The organism is Variovorax sp. CCNWLW186 (genome assembly GCF_037203865.1).
In the GTDB taxonomy this organism is placed as follows: domain Bacteria; phylum Pseudomonadota; class Gammaproteobacteria; order Burkholderiales; family Burkholderiaceae_C; genus Variovorax.
Genome location: NZ_JBBCBO010000013.1, coordinates 1 through 20,013 on the forward strand (window position 1 = coordinate 1; position 20,013 = coordinate 20,013).

14 protein-coding genes, 2 tRNA genes and 1 pseudogene are annotated in these 20,013 nt (G+C 63.4%); all 17 read left to right on the top strand.

Translation table 11 applies throughout. The features are described 5' to 3' along the window. Positions 1-129 (top strand): annotated as a pseudogene (tuf, locus tag V9K97_RS16570) (elongation factor Tu); the annotation flags it as partial. Between the two features lie 21 nt (positions 130-150). Next, positions 151-226, top strand: a tRNA-Trp gene (locus tag V9K97_RS16575). A 105-nt stretch (positions 227-331) separates the two neighbouring features. Continuing rightward, positions 332-715 (top strand): preprotein translocase subunit SecE, encoded by a 384-nt coding sequence (secE, locus tag V9K97_RS16580; protein WP_126749933.1) that lies wholly within the window; start codon positions 332-334, stop codon positions 713-715. Further along, the gene (gene nusG, locus V9K97_RS16585) at positions 716-1,327 is read left to right on the top strand and encodes a transcription termination/antitermination protein NusG (RefSeq protein WP_126749934.1); all 612 of its coding nucleotides are present in this window, start codon (positions 716-718) and stop codon (positions 1,325-1,327) included. 134 nt (positions 1,328-1,461) lie between these two features. After that, positions 1,462-1,893, top strand: a complete 432-nt coding sequence (gene rplK / locus V9K97_RS16590; RefSeq protein WP_028258525.1) for a 50S ribosomal protein L11 — start codon at positions 1,462-1,464, stop codon at positions 1,891-1,893. Beyond that, the gene (gene rplA, locus V9K97_RS16595) at positions 1,894-2,592 is read left to right on the top strand and encodes a 50S ribosomal protein L1 (RefSeq protein WP_337319384.1); all 699 of its coding nucleotides are present in this window, start codon (positions 1,894-1,896) and stop codon (positions 2,590-2,592) included. 247 nt (positions 2,593-2,839) lie between these two features. Then, the gene (rplJ, locus tag V9K97_RS16600; RefSeq protein ID WP_126749936.1) at positions 2,840-3,373 is read left to right on the top strand and encodes a 50S ribosomal protein L10; all 534 of its coding nucleotides are present in this window, start codon (positions 2,840-2,842) and stop codon (positions 3,371-3,373) included. Between the two features lie 43 nt (positions 3,374-3,416). Continuing rightward, positions 3,417-3,794, top strand: coding sequence for a 50S ribosomal protein L7/L12 (rplL, locus tag V9K97_RS16605; RefSeq protein ID WP_258503826.1), 378 nt, complete (start codon positions 3,417-3,419; stop codon positions 3,792-3,794). Between the two features lie 250 nt (positions 3,795-4,044). After that, positions 4,045-8,169 (top strand): DNA-directed RNA polymerase subunit beta, encoded by a 4,125-nt coding sequence (gene rpoB / locus V9K97_RS16610; protein ID WP_126749938.1) that lies wholly within the window; start codon positions 4,045-4,047, stop codon positions 8,167-8,169. A gap of 20 nt (positions 8,170-8,189) precedes the next feature. Then, on the top strand, positions 8,190-12,419 hold the full coding sequence (rpoC, locus tag V9K97_RS16615; protein ID WP_258503827.1) for a DNA-directed RNA polymerase subunit beta': 4,230 nt from the start codon (positions 8,190-8,192) through the stop codon (positions 12,417-12,419). Between the two features lie 99 nt (positions 12,420-12,518). Continuing rightward, positions 12,519-13,142, top strand: coding sequence for a lema family protein (locus tag V9K97_RS16620; protein ID WP_337319386.1), 624 nt, complete (start codon positions 12,519-12,521; stop codon positions 13,140-13,142). 127 nt (positions 13,143-13,269) lie between these two features. After that, complete coding sequence (gene rsmB / locus V9K97_RS16625; protein ID WP_337319529.1) at positions 13,270-14,598, top strand: 16S rRNA (cytosine(967)-C(5))-methyltransferase RsmB; 1,329 nt, start codon at positions 13,270-13,272, stop codon at positions 14,596-14,598. A 28-nt stretch (positions 14,599-14,626) separates the two neighbouring features. After that, complete coding sequence (locus tag V9K97_RS16630; protein WP_337298036.1) at positions 14,627-15,232, top strand: DUF4390 domain-containing protein; 606 nt, start codon at positions 14,627-14,629, stop codon at positions 15,230-15,232. Beyond that, entirely contained in the window at positions 15,229-17,559 is a 2,331-nt protein-coding gene (locus V9K97_RS16635; RefSeq protein ID WP_337319388.1) for a sensor histidine kinase, read from the top strand. Before V9K97_RS16630 ends, V9K97_RS16635 begins: the two co-directional genes overlap by 4 nt. Positions 17,560-17,651: 92 nt before the next feature. Continuing rightward, complete coding sequence (locus V9K97_RS16640; protein WP_157611832.1) at positions 17,652-18,353, top strand: response regulator; 702 nt, start codon at positions 17,652-17,654, stop codon at positions 18,351-18,353. 18 nt (positions 18,354-18,371) lie between these two features. After that, positions 18,372-18,447 (top strand) — tRNA-Phe (locus V9K97_RS16645). Between the two features lie 863 nt (positions 18,448-19,310). Then, positions 19,311-20,000 (top strand): class I SAM-dependent methyltransferase, encoded by a 690-nt coding sequence (locus V9K97_RS16650; protein WP_337319391.1) that lies wholly within the window; start codon positions 19,311-19,313, stop codon positions 19,998-20,000. Positions 20,001-20,013: the final 13 nt, after the last annotated feature.

Here is a 20,013-nt window from a genome sequence, read left to right on the forward strand (position 1 = left end):
GGCGACAACGTCAGCATCACCGTGAAGCTGATCAACCCGATCGCGATGGAAGAAGGCCTGCGCTTCGCCATCCGTGAGGGCGGCCGCACCGTGGGTTCGGGCGTCGTGGCAAAGATCCTCGACATCTAAGCCGAGCGTAAAGAGTACCGGAGGGGTATAGCTCAATTGGCAGAGCGTCGGTCTCCAAAACCGAAGGTTGTAGGTTCGATTCCTACTGCCCCTGCCACCTAGGTGGCACCCCGAAAAAAGCCCATCGCAACCCGATGGGCTTCGGCGTCTCAAGAAGACGCATTGAATTGAAGGCCGGAAGGCCGCAGGAAATCAGCCAAACATGGCCACTTCTCAAATCGAAACCGTGAGCACGGGCGCCGACAAGGCCAAATTGGCTGTGTCGGTGCTGCTGGCAGTGGGCGCCATCGTGGCGTTCTATCTGCTCGCGCGCCAGGGCTCGCTGGTGCAATGGGCTGCGCTGCTGGTCGGCCTGGCCGCGGCTGTGGGCGCGTTCGGCAGTTCGGAGAATGGCCGCCAGTTGTGGGCTTTTGGCCGCGACTCGTGGCGCGAGGTCAAGAAGGTCGTCTGGCCGGCCCGCAAAGAAGCAATGCAAATGACGGCTTACGTGTTTGCCTTCGTGGCAGTCATGTCCGTCTTCCTCTGGCTCACCGACAAGACGCTCGAATGGGTGTTTTTCGACCTCATTCTGGGCTGGAGAAAATAAATGACTGACGACGCTGTTGAAACCACGCCGAGCAGCCCGGAAGAGGAAAACACCTCCGTGCTGGCTCCCGCCGCCAACCCTGATTTGCGTTGGTACGTGGTGCATGCCTATTCGGGCATGGAAAAGGCCGTCGAACGCAACATCACCGAGCGCATCAACCGCGCCGGCATGCAGGACAAGTTCGGCCGTATCCTGGTTCCGACCGAAGAAGTGGTCGAAATCAAGAACGGCCAGAAGCGCACCACCGAGCGCCGCTTCTTCCCGGGCTATGTGCTGGTCGAAATGATCATGGACGACGAGAGCTGGCACCTGGTGAAGCACACCAACAAGGTGACGGGTTTTGTCGGCGGCGCCAAGAACCGCCCGGCCCCGATCTCGCAGAAAGAGGTCGAGGACATCGTCAGCCAGATGCAGCAGGGCACCGAGAAGCCGCGCCACAAGGTCGAGTTCACCGTGGGTGAGTTCGTGCGCGTCAAGGAAGGCCCGTTCACCGACTTCAACGGCACCGTTGAAGACGTGAACTACGAAAAGAGCAAGGTCAGCGTGTCGGTCATGATTTTCGGCCGCGCGACGCCTGTGGAGCTCGAATTCGGCCAGGTCGAAAAGACCTGAGTCCCCGGTCTTCGGACTGGAACCATTTCCGGCTGCGCGTTGTCCGACTCGGCGCGCGGCCTTGATCGAAGAGTCGTTTAACCCCGGGGAGCCGAGGCGAGAGCCAAGGCGATATCACCCGCAAGGAGCAAAACATGGCGAAAAAAATCGTCGGCTTCGTCAAGCTGCAAGTGCCAGCTGGTAAGGCCAACCCATCACCACCCATCGGTCCCGCACTGGGCCAGCGTGGTTTGAACATCATGGAGTTCTGCAAGGCGTTCAATGCGCAAACGCAGAGCTACGAGCCGGGTCTGGCGCTGCCGGTGGTCATCACCGCGTTCGCCGACAAGAGCTTCACCTTCATCATCAAGTCGCCCCCGGCTGGCGTGCTGATCAAGAAGGCGATCAAGCTGGACAAGGGCTCGGCCCGTCCGCACACCGACAAGGTCGGCAAGATCACGCGCGCTCAGCTCGAAGAAATCGCCAAGACCAAGATGAAGGACCTGACGGCCGCCGATATGGACGCCGCGGTTCGCACCATCGCCGGTACTGCCCGCTCGATGGGCGTGAATGTGGAGGGCGTGTAAATGTCCAAGATCACCAAGAAGCAAAAAGCGCTCGCAGGCAAGGTCGACAGCAACAAGCTGTACCCGCTGGCTGACGCCATCGGCCTCGTGAAGGAGGCCGCCACCGCCAAGTTCGACGAATCGATCGACGTGGCCGTGCAGCTCGGCATCGACGCGAAGAAGTCTGACCAGGTCGTGCGTGGCGCCGTCGTGCTGCCCAATGGCACCGGCAAGACCAAGCGCGTGGCTGTGTTCGCCCAAGGCGCCAAGGCTGACGAAGCCAAGGCCGCCGGCGCCGACATCGTCGGCATGGACGACCTCGCTGCAATGGTCAAGGCTGGCGACATGCCTTTCGACGTCGTGATTGCCGCCCCTGACGCGATGCGCGTGGTCGGTACGCTCGGCCAGATCCTCGGCCCGCGCGGCCTGATGCCCAACCCCAAGGTTGGCACCGTGACGCCGGACGTCGCCACGGCCGTGAAGAACGCCAAGGCTGGCCAGGTTCAGTTCCGCGTCGACAAGGCCGGTATCGTGCACGGCACGATCGGCCGCCGTTCGTTCGACACCGACAAGCTGCAGGGCAACCTCACCGCGCTGATCGACGCTCTGGTCAAGGCCAAGCCGGCGACCAGCAAGGGCGTGTACCTGCGCAAGGTGGCTGTTTCGTCGACCATGGGGCTGGGTGTCCGCGTGGACACGCAAACCATCTCGGCGAGCTAAAGAGATTTGCCCGATCCCGCAAGGGGGAGGGCAGATGTGGTGGGTCGCGGCAGCTCCGGTTGCCGCGGGCCATCCAAGACCGCTGGTGTGCAGGGCGCTGCACTTAATCGCCGGATCGATCCTTCCGGTATCCAGCGCAGATGGCGACCCCACTGCAAGGAATTTGATTTTTGTTCCGAAACAGTTGGTCGCTGCATGAAGCGCGATCCGAGGCCCCGGCCGAAGGTCGCATTAAAAGGAGTAGACCTTGAGTCTGAATCGCAGTGAGAAAGAAGCGGTCATCAGTGATGTGACCAGCCTCGCCGCTAAAGCTCAAACGCTCGTGATGGCGGAATACCGTGGCATCACGGTTGCCGATATGACCAAACTGCGCACCGAAGCTCGCAGCAAGGGTGTGACTCTCAGCGTGTTGAAGAACACGCTGGCACGCCGTGCTGTTGCAGGTAGCGCATTCGAAGTCGTCGGTGACCAGATGACCGGTCCGCTGATCTACGGCTTTTCCGAAGACGCAGTGGCCGCCGCCAAGGTGGTGGCCGACTTCGCGAAGACCAACGACAAGTTGGTGATTCGCGGCGGCGCGTTTGGCGGCAAGGTCCTGGACGTCGAGGGCGTGAAGCAACTGGCCAACATCCCTTCCAAGGAAGTGCTGTTGTCGCAATTGCTGGGCTTGATGCAATCCCCGATCTCTCGTACCGCCCGCGTGCTCGCGGCGCTGGCCGAGAAGCGCGGTGGTGGCGAAGCTGCACCCGCCGATGCACCGGCAGAAGCGCAGGCCGCTTGAGCCTTGCGTTTGAAATATTCAACCCAATTGTTAGGAAACAAAAATGGCATTCGATAAAGACGCATTTCTGACCGCGCTCGACAGCATGACGGTCCTGGAACTCAACGACCTGGTGAAAGCCATCGAAGAGAAGTTCGGCGTGAGCGCCGCTGCAATGGCTGCCCCCGCCGGCGCTGGTGGTGGTGCTACCGCCGCTGCTGCCGAAGAGCAGACCGAGTTCAACGTCATGCTGATGGATGCAGGCGCGAACAAGGTTTCGGCCATCAAGGCCGTGCGCGAAATCACCGGCCTGGGCCTCAAGGAAGCCAAGGACCTGGTGGAAGCCGCTCCCAAGGCCGTCAAGGAAGGCCTGTCGAAGGCTGACGCTGAAGCCGCCAAGAAGAAGCTGGAAGAAGCTGGCGCCAAGGTGGAACTGAAGTAATTCAGACCCCCTAGAGGGCTGGAGGTGCCTGAAAAGGCCCTCCAGCCTTTGCCGCTTTCAGAGCGCACCCAAAAGACGCCGTCTCCATGCGTTTTTTGAGTGTCTTCTGACCCCGACTGCAGAAGACCCCTTGGTTCGGGCGATGTGCAACGCATCGCTGTCCGCCAACGGCTGGTAGTGGCCAGCCGCCAAGCAGTAGTGCCTCGGCATTGCTGACAAGTCGCTGAAGATCTCAAGCTCCGGAGCTCTCATGGCCCAATCGTCCGCGTACAGTTACACCGAACGCAAGCGCATCCGAAAAAGTTTCGGTAATCGCGACAGCGTCGTCGAAATCCCCTACCTGCTGCAGATGCAGAAAGACGCGTACACCGCGTTCCTGCAAGCCGGCATTCCGCCCAAACAACGCACCGTCGAAGGCCTGCAGGCCGCGTTCGACGCAGCCTTCCCGATCGTCTCGCACAACGGTTTTGTCGAGATGAAGTTCCTCGAGTACAACCTCGCGAAGCCGGCTTTCGACGTGCGCGAATGCCAGACCCGCGGTCTGACCTTCGCCTCGGCCGTGCGCGCCAAGGTTCAGCTCATCATCTATGACCGCGAGTCGTCGACGTCGCAGTCGAAGGTGGTCAAGGAAGTGAAGGAACAAGAGGTCTACATGGGCGAAGTGCCGCTCATGACCGAAAAGGGCTCGTTCATCATCAACGGCACCGAGCGCGTGATCGTCTCGCAGCTGCACCGTTCGCCCGGCGTGTTCTTCGAACACGACAAGGGCAAGACGCACAGCTCGGGCAAGCTGCTGTTCTCGGCCCGCGTGATTCCCTACCGCGGCTCGTGGCTCGACTTCGAGTTCGACCCGAAGGACATGCTGTACTTCCGCGTCGACCGTCGCCGCAAGATGCCCGTGACGATCCTGCTGAAGGCCATCGGCCTGAACCCGGAATCGATCCTCGCGAACTTCTTCGTGAACGACAACTTCCGCCTGATGGACAGCGGCGCGCAAATGGAATTCGTTCCCGAGCGCCTGCGCGGCGAAGTCGCGCGCTTCGACATCACCGACAAGTCGGGCAAGGTCGTGGTCGCCAAGGACAAGCGCGTGACCGCGCGCCACACGCGTGAACTCGAGCAGTCGGGCACCACGCACATCAGCGTGCCGGAAGACTTCCTGGTCGGCCGCGTCATCGCGCGCAACATCGTCGACGCCGATTCCGGCGAAATCCTGGCCAAGGCCAACGACGAGCTGACCGAAGCGCTGCTGAAGAAGCTGCGCACGGCCGGCGTGCAAGACATCCAGGTGATCTACACCAACGAACTCGACCAGGGCGCGTACATCTCGCAAACCCTGCGCATCGACGAAACGGTGGACGAGTTTGCAGCGCGCGTGGCCATCTACCGCATGATGCGCCCCGGCGAGCCGCCGACGGAAGACGCCGTGCAGGCCCTGTTCCAGCGCCTGTTCTACAACCCGGACACGTACGACCTGTCGCGCGTCGGCCGCATGAAGTTCAACGCCAAGGTCGGCCGCGACGAATCGACCGGCCCGATGGTGCTGACCAACGAAGACATCCTGGCCGTGGTCAAGATCCTCGTTGACCTGCGCAACGGCAACGGCGAAGTCGACGACATCGACCACCTGGGCAACCGCCGCGTGCGTTGCGTCGGCGAGCTGGCCGAAAACCAGTACCGCACCGGCCTCGCCCGTATCGAGAAGGCCGTGAAGGAACGTCTGGGCCAGGCCGAGCAAGAGCCGCTGATGCCGCACGACCTGATCAACAGCAAGCCGATCTCGGCCGCGCTGAAGGAATTCTTCGGTGCCTCGCAGCTGTCGCAGTTCATGGACCAGACGAACCCGCTGTCCGAAATCACCCACAAGCGCCGCGTGTCGGCCCTTGGCCCGGGTGGTCTGACGCGTGAACGTGCAGGCTTCGAAGTGCGCGACGTGCACGTGACCCATTACGGCCGCGTGTGCCCGATCGAAACGCCTGAAGGCCCGAACATCGGCCTGATCAACTCGCTGGCCCTGTACGCCCGCCTGAACGAATACGGCTTCATCGAGACGCCGTATCGCCGCGTGGTGGATGGCAAGGTCACGATGGATATCGACTACCTGTCGGCCATCGAAGAAGGCAAGTACGTCATTGCCCAGGCCAATGCGGTGCTGGACAAGGACGGCAAGCTGATCGGCGACCTGGTCTCCGCGCGTGAAGCCGGCGAATCGATCCTGGTGGGCGCAGAGCGCGTCCAGTACATGGACGTGTCGCCCGCCCAGATCGTGTCGGTGGCCGCCTCGCTCGTGCCGTTCCTCGAGCACGACGACGCGAACCGCGCGCTGATGGGCGCCAACATGCAGCGCCAAGCCGTGCCTGTGCTGCGCCCTGAAAAGCCGATCGTCGGTACCGGTATCGAGCGCGTTTCCGCGGTCGACTCGGGCACCGTGGTCACGGCCACCCGTGGCGGTATCGTCGATTACGTCGATGCGACCCGCATCGTGGTGCGCGTGAACGACGCCGAAGCGGCTGCCGGTGAAGTCGGTGTGGACATCTACAACCTGATCAAGTATCAGCGTTCGAACCAGAACACCAACATCCACCAGCGTCCGATCGTCAAGCGCGGCGACAAGATCGCCAAGGGCGACGTGGTGGCCGACGGCGCATCGACCGACCTCGGCGAACTGGCTCTCGGCCAGAACATGCTGATCGCGTTCATGCCCTGGAACGGCTACAACTTCGAAGACTCGATCCTGATCTCGGAACGCGTCGTCGCGGAAGACCGCTACACCTCGATCCACATCGAGGAACTGGTGGTGATGGCTCGCGACACCAAGCTGGGTGCCGAAGAAATCACGCGCGACATTCCGAACCTGGCCGAGCAGCAACTCAACCGCCTCGACGAATCCGGCATCATCTATGTCGGCGCCGAAGTGCAGCCGGGCGACACGCTGGTGGGCAAGGTCACGCCGAAGGGCGAGACCACGCTCACGCCTGAAGAGAAGCTGCTTCGCGCCATCTTCGGCGAGAAGGCTTCCGACGTGAAGGACACCTCGCTGCGTGTGGACCAGGGCTCGCAAGGCACCGTGATCGACGTGCAGGTGTTCACCCGCGAAGGCATCACGCGCGACAAGCGCGCCCAGCAGATCATCGACGACGAGCTCAAGCGCTTCCGCCTCGACCTGAACGACCAGCTTCGCATCGTCGAAGCCGACGCGTTCGACCGTATCGAGAAGCTGCTGACCGGCAAGGTCGCCAACGGCGGCCCGAACAAGCTGGCCAAGGGCACCAAGCTCGACAAGGCTTACCTGTCCTCGGTCGAGAAGTTCCACTGGTTCGACATCCGCCCGGCGGACGACGAAGTGGCAACGCAGCTCGAGTCGATCAAGAACTCGCTGGAGCAGACGCGCCACAGCTTCGACCTCGCGTTCGAAGAAAAGCGCAAGAAGCTCACGCAGGGCGACGAGCTGCCCGCGGGCGTGCTCAAGATGGTCAAGGTCTACCTGGCCGTCAAGCGCCGCCTGCAGCCCGGCGACAAGATGGCCGGCCGCCACGGCAACAAGGGTGTGGTGTCGAAGATCGTTCCGGTCGAAGACATGCCTCACATGGCCGACGGCACGCCGTGCGACATCTGCCTGAATCCGCTGGGCGTGCCTTCGCGGATGAACGTGGGCCAGGTGCTCGAAGTGCACCTGGGCTGGGCCGGCAAGGGCATCGGCCAGCGCATCGGCGACCTGCTGCAGCAAGAGGCCAAGGTGGCCGAGCTGCGCAAGTTCATGGAGCAGCTGTACAACGGCTCGGGCCGCAAGGAAGACCTCAGCAAGCTGAGCGACACCGACGTGCTCGAAATGGCAGCCAACCTGCAGAGCGGCGCGACCTTCGCCACGCCGGTGTTCGACGGCGCCTCGGAAGAAGAAATCCGCGGCATGCTGAAGCTCGCCTACCCGGACGACATCGCCAAGCTCAAGGGCCTGACCGACACCCGTACCCAGGCGTACCTGTTCGACGGCCGCACCGGCGACCAGTTCGAGCGTCCCGTCACCGTTGGCTACATGCACTTCCTGAAGCTGCATCACCTGGTGGACGACAAGATGCACGCCCGTTCGACCGGCCCGTACTCGCTCGTCACGCAGCAACCGCTGGGCGGCAAGGCGCAATTCGGCGGCCAGCGTTTCGGTGAGATGGAAGTGTGGGCGCTGGAAGCTTATGGCGCCGCCTACGTCCTGCAGGAAATGCTGACCGTGAAGTCCGACGACGTGCAAGGCCGTACCAAGGTGTACGAAAGCATCGTCAAGGGCGAGCACACGATCGAAGCCGGCATGCCGGAATCGTTCAACGTGCTGGTCAAGGAAATCCGTTCGCTGGGTCTCGACATCGAGCTCGAGCGTTCGTAATCAGAAGAGGAAAGAGTCACATGAAATCGCTACTCGACCTGTTCAAGCAGTTCACACCCGATGAGCATTTCGATGCCATCAAGATCGGCATGGCTTCGCCCGAGAAGATCCGTTCGTGGTCTTTCGGCGAGGTGAAGAAGCCTGAGACGATCAACTACCGCACGTTCAAGCCCGAGCGCGACGGTCTCTTCTGCGCAAAGATCTTCGGCCCCATCAAGGACTACGAGTGCCTGTGCGGCAAGTACAAGCGCCTGAAGCACCGCGGCGTGATCTGCGAGAAGTGCGGCGTTGAAGTCACGCAGACCAAGGTGCGCCGCGAGCGCATGGGCCACATCGACCTGGCCGCGCCCTGCGCGCACATCTGGTTCCTGAAGTCGCTGCCGTCGCGTCTGGGCCTCGTGCTCGACATGACCCTGCGCGACATCGAACGCGTGCTGTACTTCGAAGCCTACGTGATCACCGACCCCGGCATGACCCCGCTGAAGAAGTTCGGCATCATGTCCGAGGACGACTATGACGCGAAGCGCAAGGAATACGGCGACGAGTTCGTCGCCAAGATGGGCGCCGAAGGCATCAAGGACCTGCTCGAGGGCATCGAACTCGACAGCGAGATCGAACGCCTGCGCGGCGACCTGACCGGCTCCGAAGTCAAGGTCAAGAAGAACTCCAAGCGCCTGAAGGTGCTCGAGGCCTTCCGCAAATCGGGCATCAAGCCCGAGTGGATGGTGCTCGACGTGCTGCCCGTGCTGCCGCCGGACCTGCGTCCGCTGGTGCCGCTGGACGGCGGCCGTTTTGCGACCTCCGACCTGAACGACCTGTACCGCCGCGTCATCAATCGCAATTCGCGCCTGCGCCGCCTGCTGGAGCTCAAGGCTCCGGAAATCATCGCGCGCAACGAAAAGCGGATGCTGCAAGAAGCGGTCGATTCGCTGCTGGACAACGGCCGCCGCGGCAAGGCCATGACGGGCGCCAACAAGCGCGCGCTCAAGTCGCTGGCCGACATGATCAAGGGCAAGAGCGGCCGCTTCCGCCAGAATCTGCTGGGCAAGCGCGTCGACTACTCGGGCCGTTCGGTCATCGTGGTGGGCCCGACGCTCAAGCTGCACCAGTGCGGCCTGCCCAAGCTGATGGCGCTCGAGCTGTTCAAGCCTTTCATCTTCTCGCGCCTCGAAGCCATGGGCATCGCGACCACGATCAAGGCTGCCAAGAAGGAAGTCGAATCCGGCACTCCGGTGGTCTGGGACATCCTGGAAGAAGTGATCAAGGAACACCCGGTCATGCTGAACCGTGCGCCTACGCTGCACCGTTTGGGCATCCAGGCGTTCGAGCCGATCCTGATCGAAGGCAAGGCCATCCAGCTGCATCCGCTGGTTTGCGCGGCGTTCAACGCCGACTTCGACGGCGACCAGATGGCCGTTCACGTGCCGCTGTCGGTGGAAGCGCAAATGGAAGCCCGCACGCTGATGCTGGCCTCCAACAACGTGCTGTTCCCGGCTTCGGGCGAACCGTCGATCGTTCCTTCGCAAGACGTGGTGCTGGGTCTGTACTACACGACCCGCGACCGCATCAACGGCAAGGGCGAGGGCCTGATCTTCTCCGACATCGGTGAAGTGCAGCGCGCGCTCGACGCCAACGAAGTCGAACTGACCGCCAAGGTTGCCGTGCGCATCACGGAGTACACCAAGGACAAGGAAACGGGTGAATTCACGCCGTCCACGTCGCTGGTGGACACCACCGTGGGCCGCGCGCTGCTGTCCGAGATCCTGCCGAAGGGCCTGCCGTTCTCGAACATCAACAAGGCGCTGAAGAAGAAGGAAATCTCCAAGCTCATCAACGTCTCGTTCCGCAAGTGCGGCCTGAAAGAGACCGTCGTGTTCGCCGACAAGCTGCTGCAAAACGGCTTCCGCCTGGCAACCAAGGCCGGTATCTCGATCGCGATCGACGACATGCTGGTGCCTGCTGAAAAGCACGGCATCATCGAGCGTTCCGCCAAGGAAGTGAAAGAGATCGAGCAGCAGTACGTCTCGGGTCTGGTGACCTCCGGCGAGCGCTACAACAAGGTGGTGGACATCTGGGGCAAGGCCGGCGACGAAGTGTCGAAGGTCATGATGTCCAAGCTGTCCAAGCAGAAGGTCATCGACCGCCACGGCAAGGAAGTGGAGCAGGAGTCCTTCAACTCCATCTACATGATGGCCGACTCCGGCGCCCGCGGTTCCGCAGCGCAGATTCGCCAGGTGGCCGGTATGCGTGGCCTGATGGCCAAGCCGGACGGCTCGATCATCGAGACGCCCATTACCGCGAACTTCCGCGAAGGCCTGAACGTGCTGGAGTACTTCATCTCCACCCACGGTGCCCGTAAGGGTCTGGCCGACACGGCACTGAAGACCGCGAACTCGGGTTACCTGACCCGTCGTCTGGTCGACGTGACGCAAGACCTGGTGGTGACCGAGCAGGACTGCGGCACGCACGGCGGCTACCTGATGCGCGCCATCGTCGAAGGCGGTGAAGTCATCGAATCGCTGCGCGACCGTATCCTCGGCCGCTCGGCTGCGGACGACGTTCTGCACCCCGAAAACCGTTCGGTGCTGCTCAAGGCCGGCGAGATGTTCGACGAAGACAACATCGAACTCCTCGAAGCCGAGGGGGTCGACGAAGTCAAGGTCCGCACCGCGCTGACCTGCGAAACCCGCTTCGGCATCTGCGCGACCTGCTACGGCCGCGACCTGGGCCGCGGCGGCCTGATCAACATCGGCGAAGCCGTCGGTGTGATCGCGGCGCAGTCGATCGGCGAACCCGGCACGCAGCTCACGATGCGTACGTTCCACATCGGTGGCGCGGCGTCGCGTGCGGCAGTGGCCTCGAGCGTCGAAGCCAAGTCCAACGGCACGATCGGCTTCAACGCCACGATGCGCTACGTGACCAACAGCAAGAACGAGCTGGTGGTGATTGCACGTTCGGGCGAGATCGTCATTCATGACGAACACGGCCGCGAGCGCGAGCGCCACAAGGTGCCGTACGGCGCGACCCTGGCCGTCAAGGCCGACCAGCAGATCAAGGCCGGCCACGTGCTTGCCAACTGGGACCCGCTGACGCGCCCGATCATCACCGAGTTCGCCGGCAAGACGCAGTTCGAAAACGTCGAGGAAGGCCTCACGGTTGCGAAGCAGGTGGACGAAGTGACCGGTCTCTCGACCCTGGTCGTGATCGACCCGAAGCGCCGCGGCGCTGCCAAGGTCGTTCGCCCGCAGGTGAAGCTCATCGACGCCTCCGGCGCCGAAGTGAAGATCCCGGGTACCGACCACTCGGTGACGATCGGCTTCCCGATCGGCGCCCTGGTGCAGGTGCGTGACGGCCAGGACGTGGGCCCCGGCGAAGTGCTGGCGCGCATTCCGGTCGAAGGCCAGAAGACGCGCGACATTACCGGCGGTCTGCCGCGTGTTGCCGAGCTCTTCGAAGCCCGTTCGCCGAAGGACAAGGGCATGCTGGCCGAAATGACCGGTACCGTGTCGTTCGGCAAGGAGACCAAGGGCAAGATTCGCCTGCAGATCACCGATCCGGAAGGCACGGTCTGGGAAGACCTCGTGCCGAAGGAAAAGAACATCCTGGTGCACGAAGGCCAGGTGGTGAACAAGGGCGAAAGCGTGGTCGACGGTCCGGCGGACCCGCAGGACATCCTGCGCCTGCTGGGTTCGGAAGAACTCGCGCGCTACATCGTGGACGAAGTGCAGGACGTGTACCGCTTGCAGGGTGTGAAGATCAACGACAAGCACATCGAGGTGATCGTTCGCCAGATGCTGCGCCGCGTCGTGGTCGACAACATCGGCGACACGAGCTACATCTCCGGCGAACAGGTCGAACGCAGCGAAATGCTCAACACCAACGACGCCCTGCGCGCCGAAGGCAAGATCCCCGCGACGTTCACCAACCTGCTGCTGGGTATCACGAAGGCATCGCTCTCGACCGACTCGTTCATCTCTGCCGCTTCGTTCCAGGAAACGACGCGCGTGCTGACCGAAGCCGCGATCATGGGCAAGCGCGACGAACTGCGCGGCTTGAAGGAAAACGTCATCGTCGGCCGCCTGATTCCCGCAGGCACCGGCATGGCTTACCACCAGGCCCGCAAGGTCAAGGACCAGATGGACGAGGCCGAGCGCCGCGCCATCGCCGAATCGGAAGCTGCAGAGCTGGCCGGTTCGACCAGCGATGTCGACAGCACGGCCGACGCCAGCGAAGGCGCCGCGTCCGAATAAACGGCTAGCATCACCGGTCATGACCGGTATCCGACGCCCCCCGACCGCTTCCGGTTGGGGGGCGTTTTTCTTTGAGCTTTCCATGAGACGTTTTTGTCGATGAGCGTATTGCCCGACTCGCTGGCCGGCTGGATCGCCACCGCGGTGCTGTTGTTCTGGTTCGTGGGCGCCTACAACCGGCTGGTGCGCCTGCGCGCGGCCGTGCTCCAGGCCTATGCCACGCTCGACGCGGCGCTGCGAAAGCAGCTCGACTTCGTTCAGGCCAGCATCACGGCCACGGCGCATAAGGACGCGCCGCCGGACAGCCTGTCTTCCTCCGTGGCGCCGCTGCAGGCCGCCACCACCCAGCTTGCGTCCGTGCTCGGCGCAACCCGGCTGCGTCCGCTCGACCCGGGTGCCATGGCCGCGTTGGCCACGGCGCTGCAGGTGCTGATCAACGCATGGCAGCGCCAGCATCCGGACGCGGCGGTCACCGTGTTCGATGCGGACGGCACGCTCTCGCGGCCCGCGCCGCTGCTGTCGGCCGGAATCGGCGCCGGCACAGAGGTCGCACTGCCCAGTGCGGTCGAGCCCATGGCATGGCCCGAGCCTTCGGCCTCGGCGGAAATTGCGCGCAGCCAGTTCAACGTGGCGGTAGGCCAGTACAACGCCGCAATCGTCCAGTTCCCGGCCTTGCTGGTGGCATGGTTGGTGCGTTTGCGTCCTGCCGCGCCTCTGCTCTGAGGCCGGCTGCGCGAAGTCGTATTTTTTTCTTAAAGCCTGTGCGGCGCTGTGCGTCACGCGGGCCCGTTACCATCGCCCCAACTTGCCAGAACTATCTTCCGATCATCCAGGCGGCAGCGCCCCGCTGCTGCAACCGCCGTTGTGGCGCCAACTGCAATTGACTGCGGTAGCGCTCGCGTCGATTCGCGCCGGCAGCTCCGGCACCGTCGCTTTCGAATCCGTGGAGCCCGCCATGCGCCCCGGCGTGCAGGCGCTCGGCTTTCAGGTGCTGCGCTGGCTCGGCCGCGCCGAAGCGCTGCGCCGCCACCTTGCCAAGCGCACGCCGCCGCCGCTGCCCGACGCCTTGCTGTGCACCGCGCTGGCGCTGGCCTGGGACGCGCAGCATGCGCCGTACGAACCGTTCACCCTGGTCGACCAAGCCGTGGAGGCCGCCAAGCGCAACCCGGCCACGCGCGCGCAGGCGAGCTTCATCAACGCCTGCCTGCGCCGCTTCCTGCGGGAGCGCGACGAGCTCGTGGCCGCGACCGACCATGAGCCGGTGGCGCAGTGGAACCATCCGCGCTGGTGGATCGAGCGCCTCAAGCGCGACCATCCGCGCGACTGGCAACGTGTGCTCACCGCTGACAACGCACATGCGCCGATGACCCTGCGCGTGAATGTGCAGAAGACCACTGTTCCGGCCTATCAGCTGGCGCTCGAAGCGATCGGCCTGGAGTCTGTTCGCGTGGGTGCCTCCGGCCTGCAGCTGGCGCGTGCCCGGCCGGTGCAACAGTTGCCCGGGTTTGCCGACGGCGATTGCTCGGTGCAGGATGCCGCTGCGCAAATGGCGGCACCGCTGTTGCTCGAAGGCCTGCTGCCCACCGACGGCACCGCATCGCTGCGAGTGCTCGATGCCTGCGCCGCTCCGGGCGGCAAGACGGCCCACCTGCTCGAGGTGGGTGGCCCCGGCGCCATCGAGGTCACGGCTCTTGAGGTGGACCCTGTTCGCAGCCGCCGCATCGACGAGACCTTGAGTCGGCTTGGACTGACCGCTAAAGTAGTAGTGGCCGATGCCGCGCGCCCTTCCGCGTGGTGGGACGGCACGCCCTTCGACGCCATCCTGCTCGATGCGCCGTGCACGGCCTCGGGCATTGTCCGGCGCCACCCCGACGTGCGCTGGCTGCGCCGCGAGAGCGACACGGGCCAGCTCGCGGTGCAGCAGGCCGCGCTGTTGGCGGCGCTCTGGCCCCTGGTTCGGCCCGGCGGCCGGCTGCTCTATTGCACTTGCTCGGTGTTCCGCGAAGAGGGTTCGCAACAAATCGATGCGTTTCTTGCGCACAACACCAACGCCCGATTGAAGGCATCGCCAGGCCATTTGCTCCCCCAAAGCGGGGCGAATGCCCGCGCCGTCCCGGACAATCCCTCAGGTGATCACGACGGCTTCTTCTACGCCCTGCTTGAAAAACGTCCCGGTTAAAACTTGGGGTCGGCGCGGCTTGGCGCGGATGGCGGCGCTGCTGCTGGCGGTGGTGATGGTCACGCTGCTGGGCTGGCTGCCCCTGACCGCCGCGGCGCAAGGGCGCAGCGGCCCTTCGGTCACCCAGATGCGCCTCGAGCAAGCGGACGACGGCGTCTACCTCACGGCGGCTGTGCAGTTCGAGCTGCCCTCGCTGGTCGAAGAAGTGCTCGACAAGGGCATTGCGATCTACTTCGTCGCCGAGGCCGAGGTCTTCCAGGAGCGCTGGTACTGGACCGACCGCAAGGTCGCCCAGGTCACGCGCCACATGCGGCTTGCCTACCAGCCGCTCACGCGCCGCTGGCGGCTCAATGTGTCGCCGGTGCCGATCACGGGCACCGCCGGGTTCGGCGTTTCGCTGAACCAGAACTTCGACAGCCTTTCCGACGCCATGGACGCCGTCAAGCGCGTCGGCCGGCTGCGGCTGGGCGACCTGTCCGACATCGGCGACGAGGCGCAGCACCAAGTCGTGTTCCGTTTCCGGCTCGACACCTCGCAGCTGCCGCGCCCGTTCCAGATCGGCGTGGTGGGGCAGGCGGACTGGAACATCGTCGCCGAGCGCAGCGCCAAGCTGCCGCTGGAGAAGCAGCGGTGAGCACCAAACCGCGCAGCGGCGCAGCGGCCACACCCGCCGCTCGCCGCTCGCGCGCGGTCCGCTGGGCCGTGGGCGTGGGCGCCGCGCTGGTCACCGCCATTGGCCTGGTGCTGATGTTTCTGCTGGCCCAGGCCACCAACAACCGCGCGCTGTATGAACGCTATTACGTGCGGCTCTTCGGCATCAACGTGGTGGTCGCGGTGCTGCTGGTGCTTGTCATCGGCTGGGTCGCTTTTCGCCTGCTGCGGCGGCTGCGCCAAGGCAAGTTCGGCAGCCGGCTGCTCATCAAGCTGGCCGCCATCTTCGCGCTGGTGGGCGTGGTGCCGGGTGCGCTGGTCTATGTGGTGTCTTACCAGTTCGTCGCGCGCTCGATCGAAAGCTGGTTCGACGTCAAGGTCGAGGGCGCGCTCGACGCCGGCCTCAATCTTGGCCGAGCCACGCTCGATTCGCTCTCCGACGACCTGGCCGCCAAGACCCGTGCGGCCAGTGCCCAGCTTGCGCAAGTGCCCGATGCGAGCGCGGGCCTCGCGCTCGAGCGCATTCGCGATCAGTTGCAGGCCAGCGATGTGGTGCTCTGGACGGGCACCGGGCAACTCATTGCAGGGGCAGGCACCTCGCGCTTTCAGCTGAACCCCGAGCGGCCGACCATCCAGCAATTGCGGCAAGTGCGCGCGGACCGCGCCATCGCCCACATCGAAGGTCTCGACGAAACCGCGGCGCCGGGTGCCAGCCTGCCGCCCGCCACGGTGCGCGCCATTGCCATGGTGCAACGCCCCGGTTTCGACTTCGACACTGCGCCGCGCTTTCTCCAGGTGACGCAGCCGCTGCCGCCGGCAGTGGTGGCCAATGCGCTTGCCGTGCAAGAGGCCAACCGTGAATACCAGGAGCGCGCGCTGGCCCGCGAGGGCTTGCGGCGCATGTACATCGGCACGCTCACGCTGAGCCTGTTCCTGGCCGTGTTCGGCGCCGTGTTGCTGGCGGTGCTGTTCGGCAACCAGCTGGCGCGGCCGCTGCTTGTGCTGGCGGAAGGCGTTCGCCAGGTGGCCGCCGGCGACTTGCGGCCGACCGCCGTGCTGCAAGGCAAGGACGAGCTTGGCGGCCTGACCCGCTCCTTCGCCGTCATGACGCAGCAGCTGGCCGATGCCCGCGGCGCGGTCGAAAAGACCATGGGCCAGCTCGACGCCGCCCGTGCCAACCTGCAGACCATTCTGGACAACCTGACTTCGGGCGTGATCGTGCTCGACGCCAAGGGCACCATCCTTTCGACCAACCCCGGTGCCACCCGCGTGCTGCGCGCGCCCTTGGCCGCCTACGAAGGACAGCCCCTCGCGCAGGTGCCCGGGCTGGTCGACTTTGGCAACAGCGTGCAACAGCAGTTCGACGAATTCCAGGTCGAGCGCCTGCAGCACGGCCTCGACCACTGGCAGCATGCCTTCGAGCTGCACGCCACCGGCACCGACCTGCCGCAGCAGGGCAGTGCCATCAACATCGTCGCCCGCGGCGCCGAGCTGCCCGGCGCCGCGCGGCTGCTGGTGTTCGACGACATCTCCGAAATCGTCTCGGCCCAGCGCGCACAAGCATGGGGCGAGGTCGCGCGCCGCCTGGCCCACGAAATCAAGAACCCGCTCACGCCCATCCAACTCTCCGCCGAACGGCTGGAGATGAAGCTATCGGGCAAGGTCGCGCCGCCCGAGCAGGCCGTGCTCGTCAAGTCGGTCAAGACCATCGTCGACCAGGTCGATGCCATGAAGCGGCTGGTCAATGAATTTCGCGACTACGCCCGCCTGCCCGCGGCCGACCTCAAGCCCGTCGACCTGAACGCGCTGCTGGCCGACGTGCTCCAGCTGTACAGCGCCGAGAACGCGCCCATTGCGCTGCGCTCCGAGCTGGACGAGCGCTGCCCGCCCATTCGCGGCGATGCGCAGCAGATCCGCCAGGTCATTCACAATCTGCTGCAAAACGCGCAAGACGCCGCCGAGGCCGCCGCCAGCACCACCGGCAGGGCAGGCGAGGTCGTCATTCGCACCCGCCTGGGCGATTCGGGCCAGCGTGTGCGCCTGACCGTGCAGGACAGCGGTCCCGGTTTTGCCGAGAACATTCTCAAGCGCGCCTTCGAGCCCTACGTCACCACGAAAACAAAAGGTACTGGTTTGGGGCTGGCCGTGGTCAAGAAGATCGCGGACGAGCACGGCGCCCGCATCGAGCTTTCCAACCGCGTTGTCGATGGGGCTGTAGCGGGGGCGCAAGTCTCGCTATCATTCGCGCTGGCAGGCGAGTCGCAAACAGCGGTCGCTCACACCGAAGATTCGAAGTCTTCCGCCGCCTGAGCGCGAAAGAAATCCATTGCGCTCAGTCGATGGATCGGCTGGCGGACCATACACACCATTGCAGACACCGGCGCATACAACAAGCAGCACTCATGGCAAACATTCTCGTGGTCGATGACGAGCTGGGCATTAGGGACCTGCTCTTCGAAATTCTCAATGACGAAGGCCACAACGTGGAGCTCGCGGAAAACGCCGCCGAAGCACGCGCAGCCCGGCAGCGCGCACGGCCCGACCTTGTGCTGCTCGACATCTGGATGCCCGACACCGACGGCGTCACGCTGCTCAAGGAATGGTCCACGGCCGGCCTGCTGAGCATGCCCGTCATCATGATGAGCGGCCACGCCACCATCGACACCGCCGTGGACGCCACCCGCATCGGCGCCTTCGCGTTCCTCGAAAAGCCCATCACCCTGCAAAAGCTGCTCAAGGCAGTGGAGCAGGGCCTCGCCCGCGAAAGCGCCCGGCGCGCCGCCGCCGGCGTTGTGCCGCCGGCCACGGGCGTCAACCCGGCGGCGGCCATCACCACCACCGGCGACAGCCTGCTGCTCGCCTCGCTGGCTTCAGTGCCCGTGCCCGACGCCGGCCCGCAGTCGACCCAGAGCTTCGACCTGGACCGCCCGTTGCGCGATGCACGCGACGGTTTCGAGAAGGCCTATTTCGAATTCCATCTGGCCATGGAGAACGGCTCCATGACCCGCGTCGCCGAGAAGACCGGCCTGGAACGCACCCATCTTTATCGCAAGCTCAAACAACTTGGCGTCGATCTTTCGAGAGGCCGCAGAAGCGCTGTATAATTTAAGGCTGCACACCAAGGCCCGGTAGCTCAGTTGGTAGAGCAGCGGATTGAAAATCCGCGTGTCGGTGGTTCGATTCCGCCCCAGGCCACCAATATTCAGCGCCCAACTGTTCTCAGTTGGGCGTTTTCGCTTCAGATCCCGCAGGACACGCGGGTTCGCACGCGTTCTGCCTGTACCAAGGGCTAAGTTGGCGCCCCCCCCGGGACTTCACGAGCGCGCTGCGGGCATGCAACGGACTCTCGTACTTCGGCTTCCCTTTGTTCGCGGCCCTCACCTTGAACAGGTTGATCGGCTTGTGTCGCTCTCCTGACCTGCGCACTTCATGATCCGATCGCCATCCGTCTCAGTGCCGTGAACGACCAGAGTGCGCTGAAGAAGGCTGCCTGACCACCCGTGCATTTGATCGGCCCTTGGGGGCAGTCGTCCCTGATCTTGCTGTGTCACAAATGACATAATTCGATCTTCTCGATTTCGTGTCGGAGGATCGATGAATGCAGCCGAGCGTTTTGAATCGCTACCTTGATCACCTGAGCGAAGGAAGCGTACTGCTGCGCCAAGTGAGCAGTTCACTGATGGTTATAGCCCGGCTTGCTCCCGAGGCGACTGCCATATACCTGCGCAGGGTGCAGTAATCGACTCTGCCCAGGTAAAACAAACCGGCGGTCAGGTCGCCAACTTACTGCAACCGGTGGGAATCTACCATTTTGCAGCTATCGGTAATTTTTGGCCGATTTCCCCGAAATTTATTTCGCTATCCATCTAAAGTCGACCTCGGGGGCATGGTCACAGAGTCACCTCTGCCAGCGGGATTAGTTGAAAAAATACTGCTGCAAGGCGCAAATTGCATATTGATGCCAACATGTTTAATTTCAGTTCAATAAAATCGATCGAGTCTTTTGAGTTTGTAGGTCTTGATGTAAGCAAGGCTCGTCGTGCAGATCGGAGGCGTATCAAATGAACATTGATGGCGTCGAGCTCGCCGCATTGTTGCGCGGATCTTCCTCGCGGGGCGAGTTGTGGAAGAGATTCCTCTGCGCCCAGCGGACTCGAGTGATGGCCGAAGTTGGGGTCTGGAAAGGTGATTTTGCGGCAGATGTATTGAGTGCTGCATCGCACGTCGAGACTTACTACATGATCGACCCGTGGGCAAACCTGCCGGATTGGAATAAGCCCTTCAATGTCAGGCCGGAGATTTTCGATGCAATCTACCGAGAGATGGATGCAAAGACGGCCTTTGCGGCTGACAAGCGGCGAATTTTGAGAGGGCGCACCAAGGAAGTCGTTGGTGAGATACCGGATGAGTCTCTCGATTTTGCATATATCGACGGGGACCACACCCTTCGTGGAATTACGATCGACCTGATCAAGATGTGGCCCAAAATAAGGCCTGGAGGTTTTATCGGTGGCGACGATTTTACGACCACGCCCTGGCAGCATGATGTGAGCTTTGAGCCGACGATGGTTTGTCCGTTCAGCGTCTACTTCGCCGAGGCGATGAACATGCCGATCACCGCGTTGGAGCATGGGCAATTTCTCATCCACAAGGATGAAGGTGCCGGCTTCTCTTTTAGTGACTCAACAGGGCTATATGGCGACCTGTCACTGAATAAATTCCCGCCTTCGGCAGCTATCAAAAATCTGTAAGTAGGATAATTCG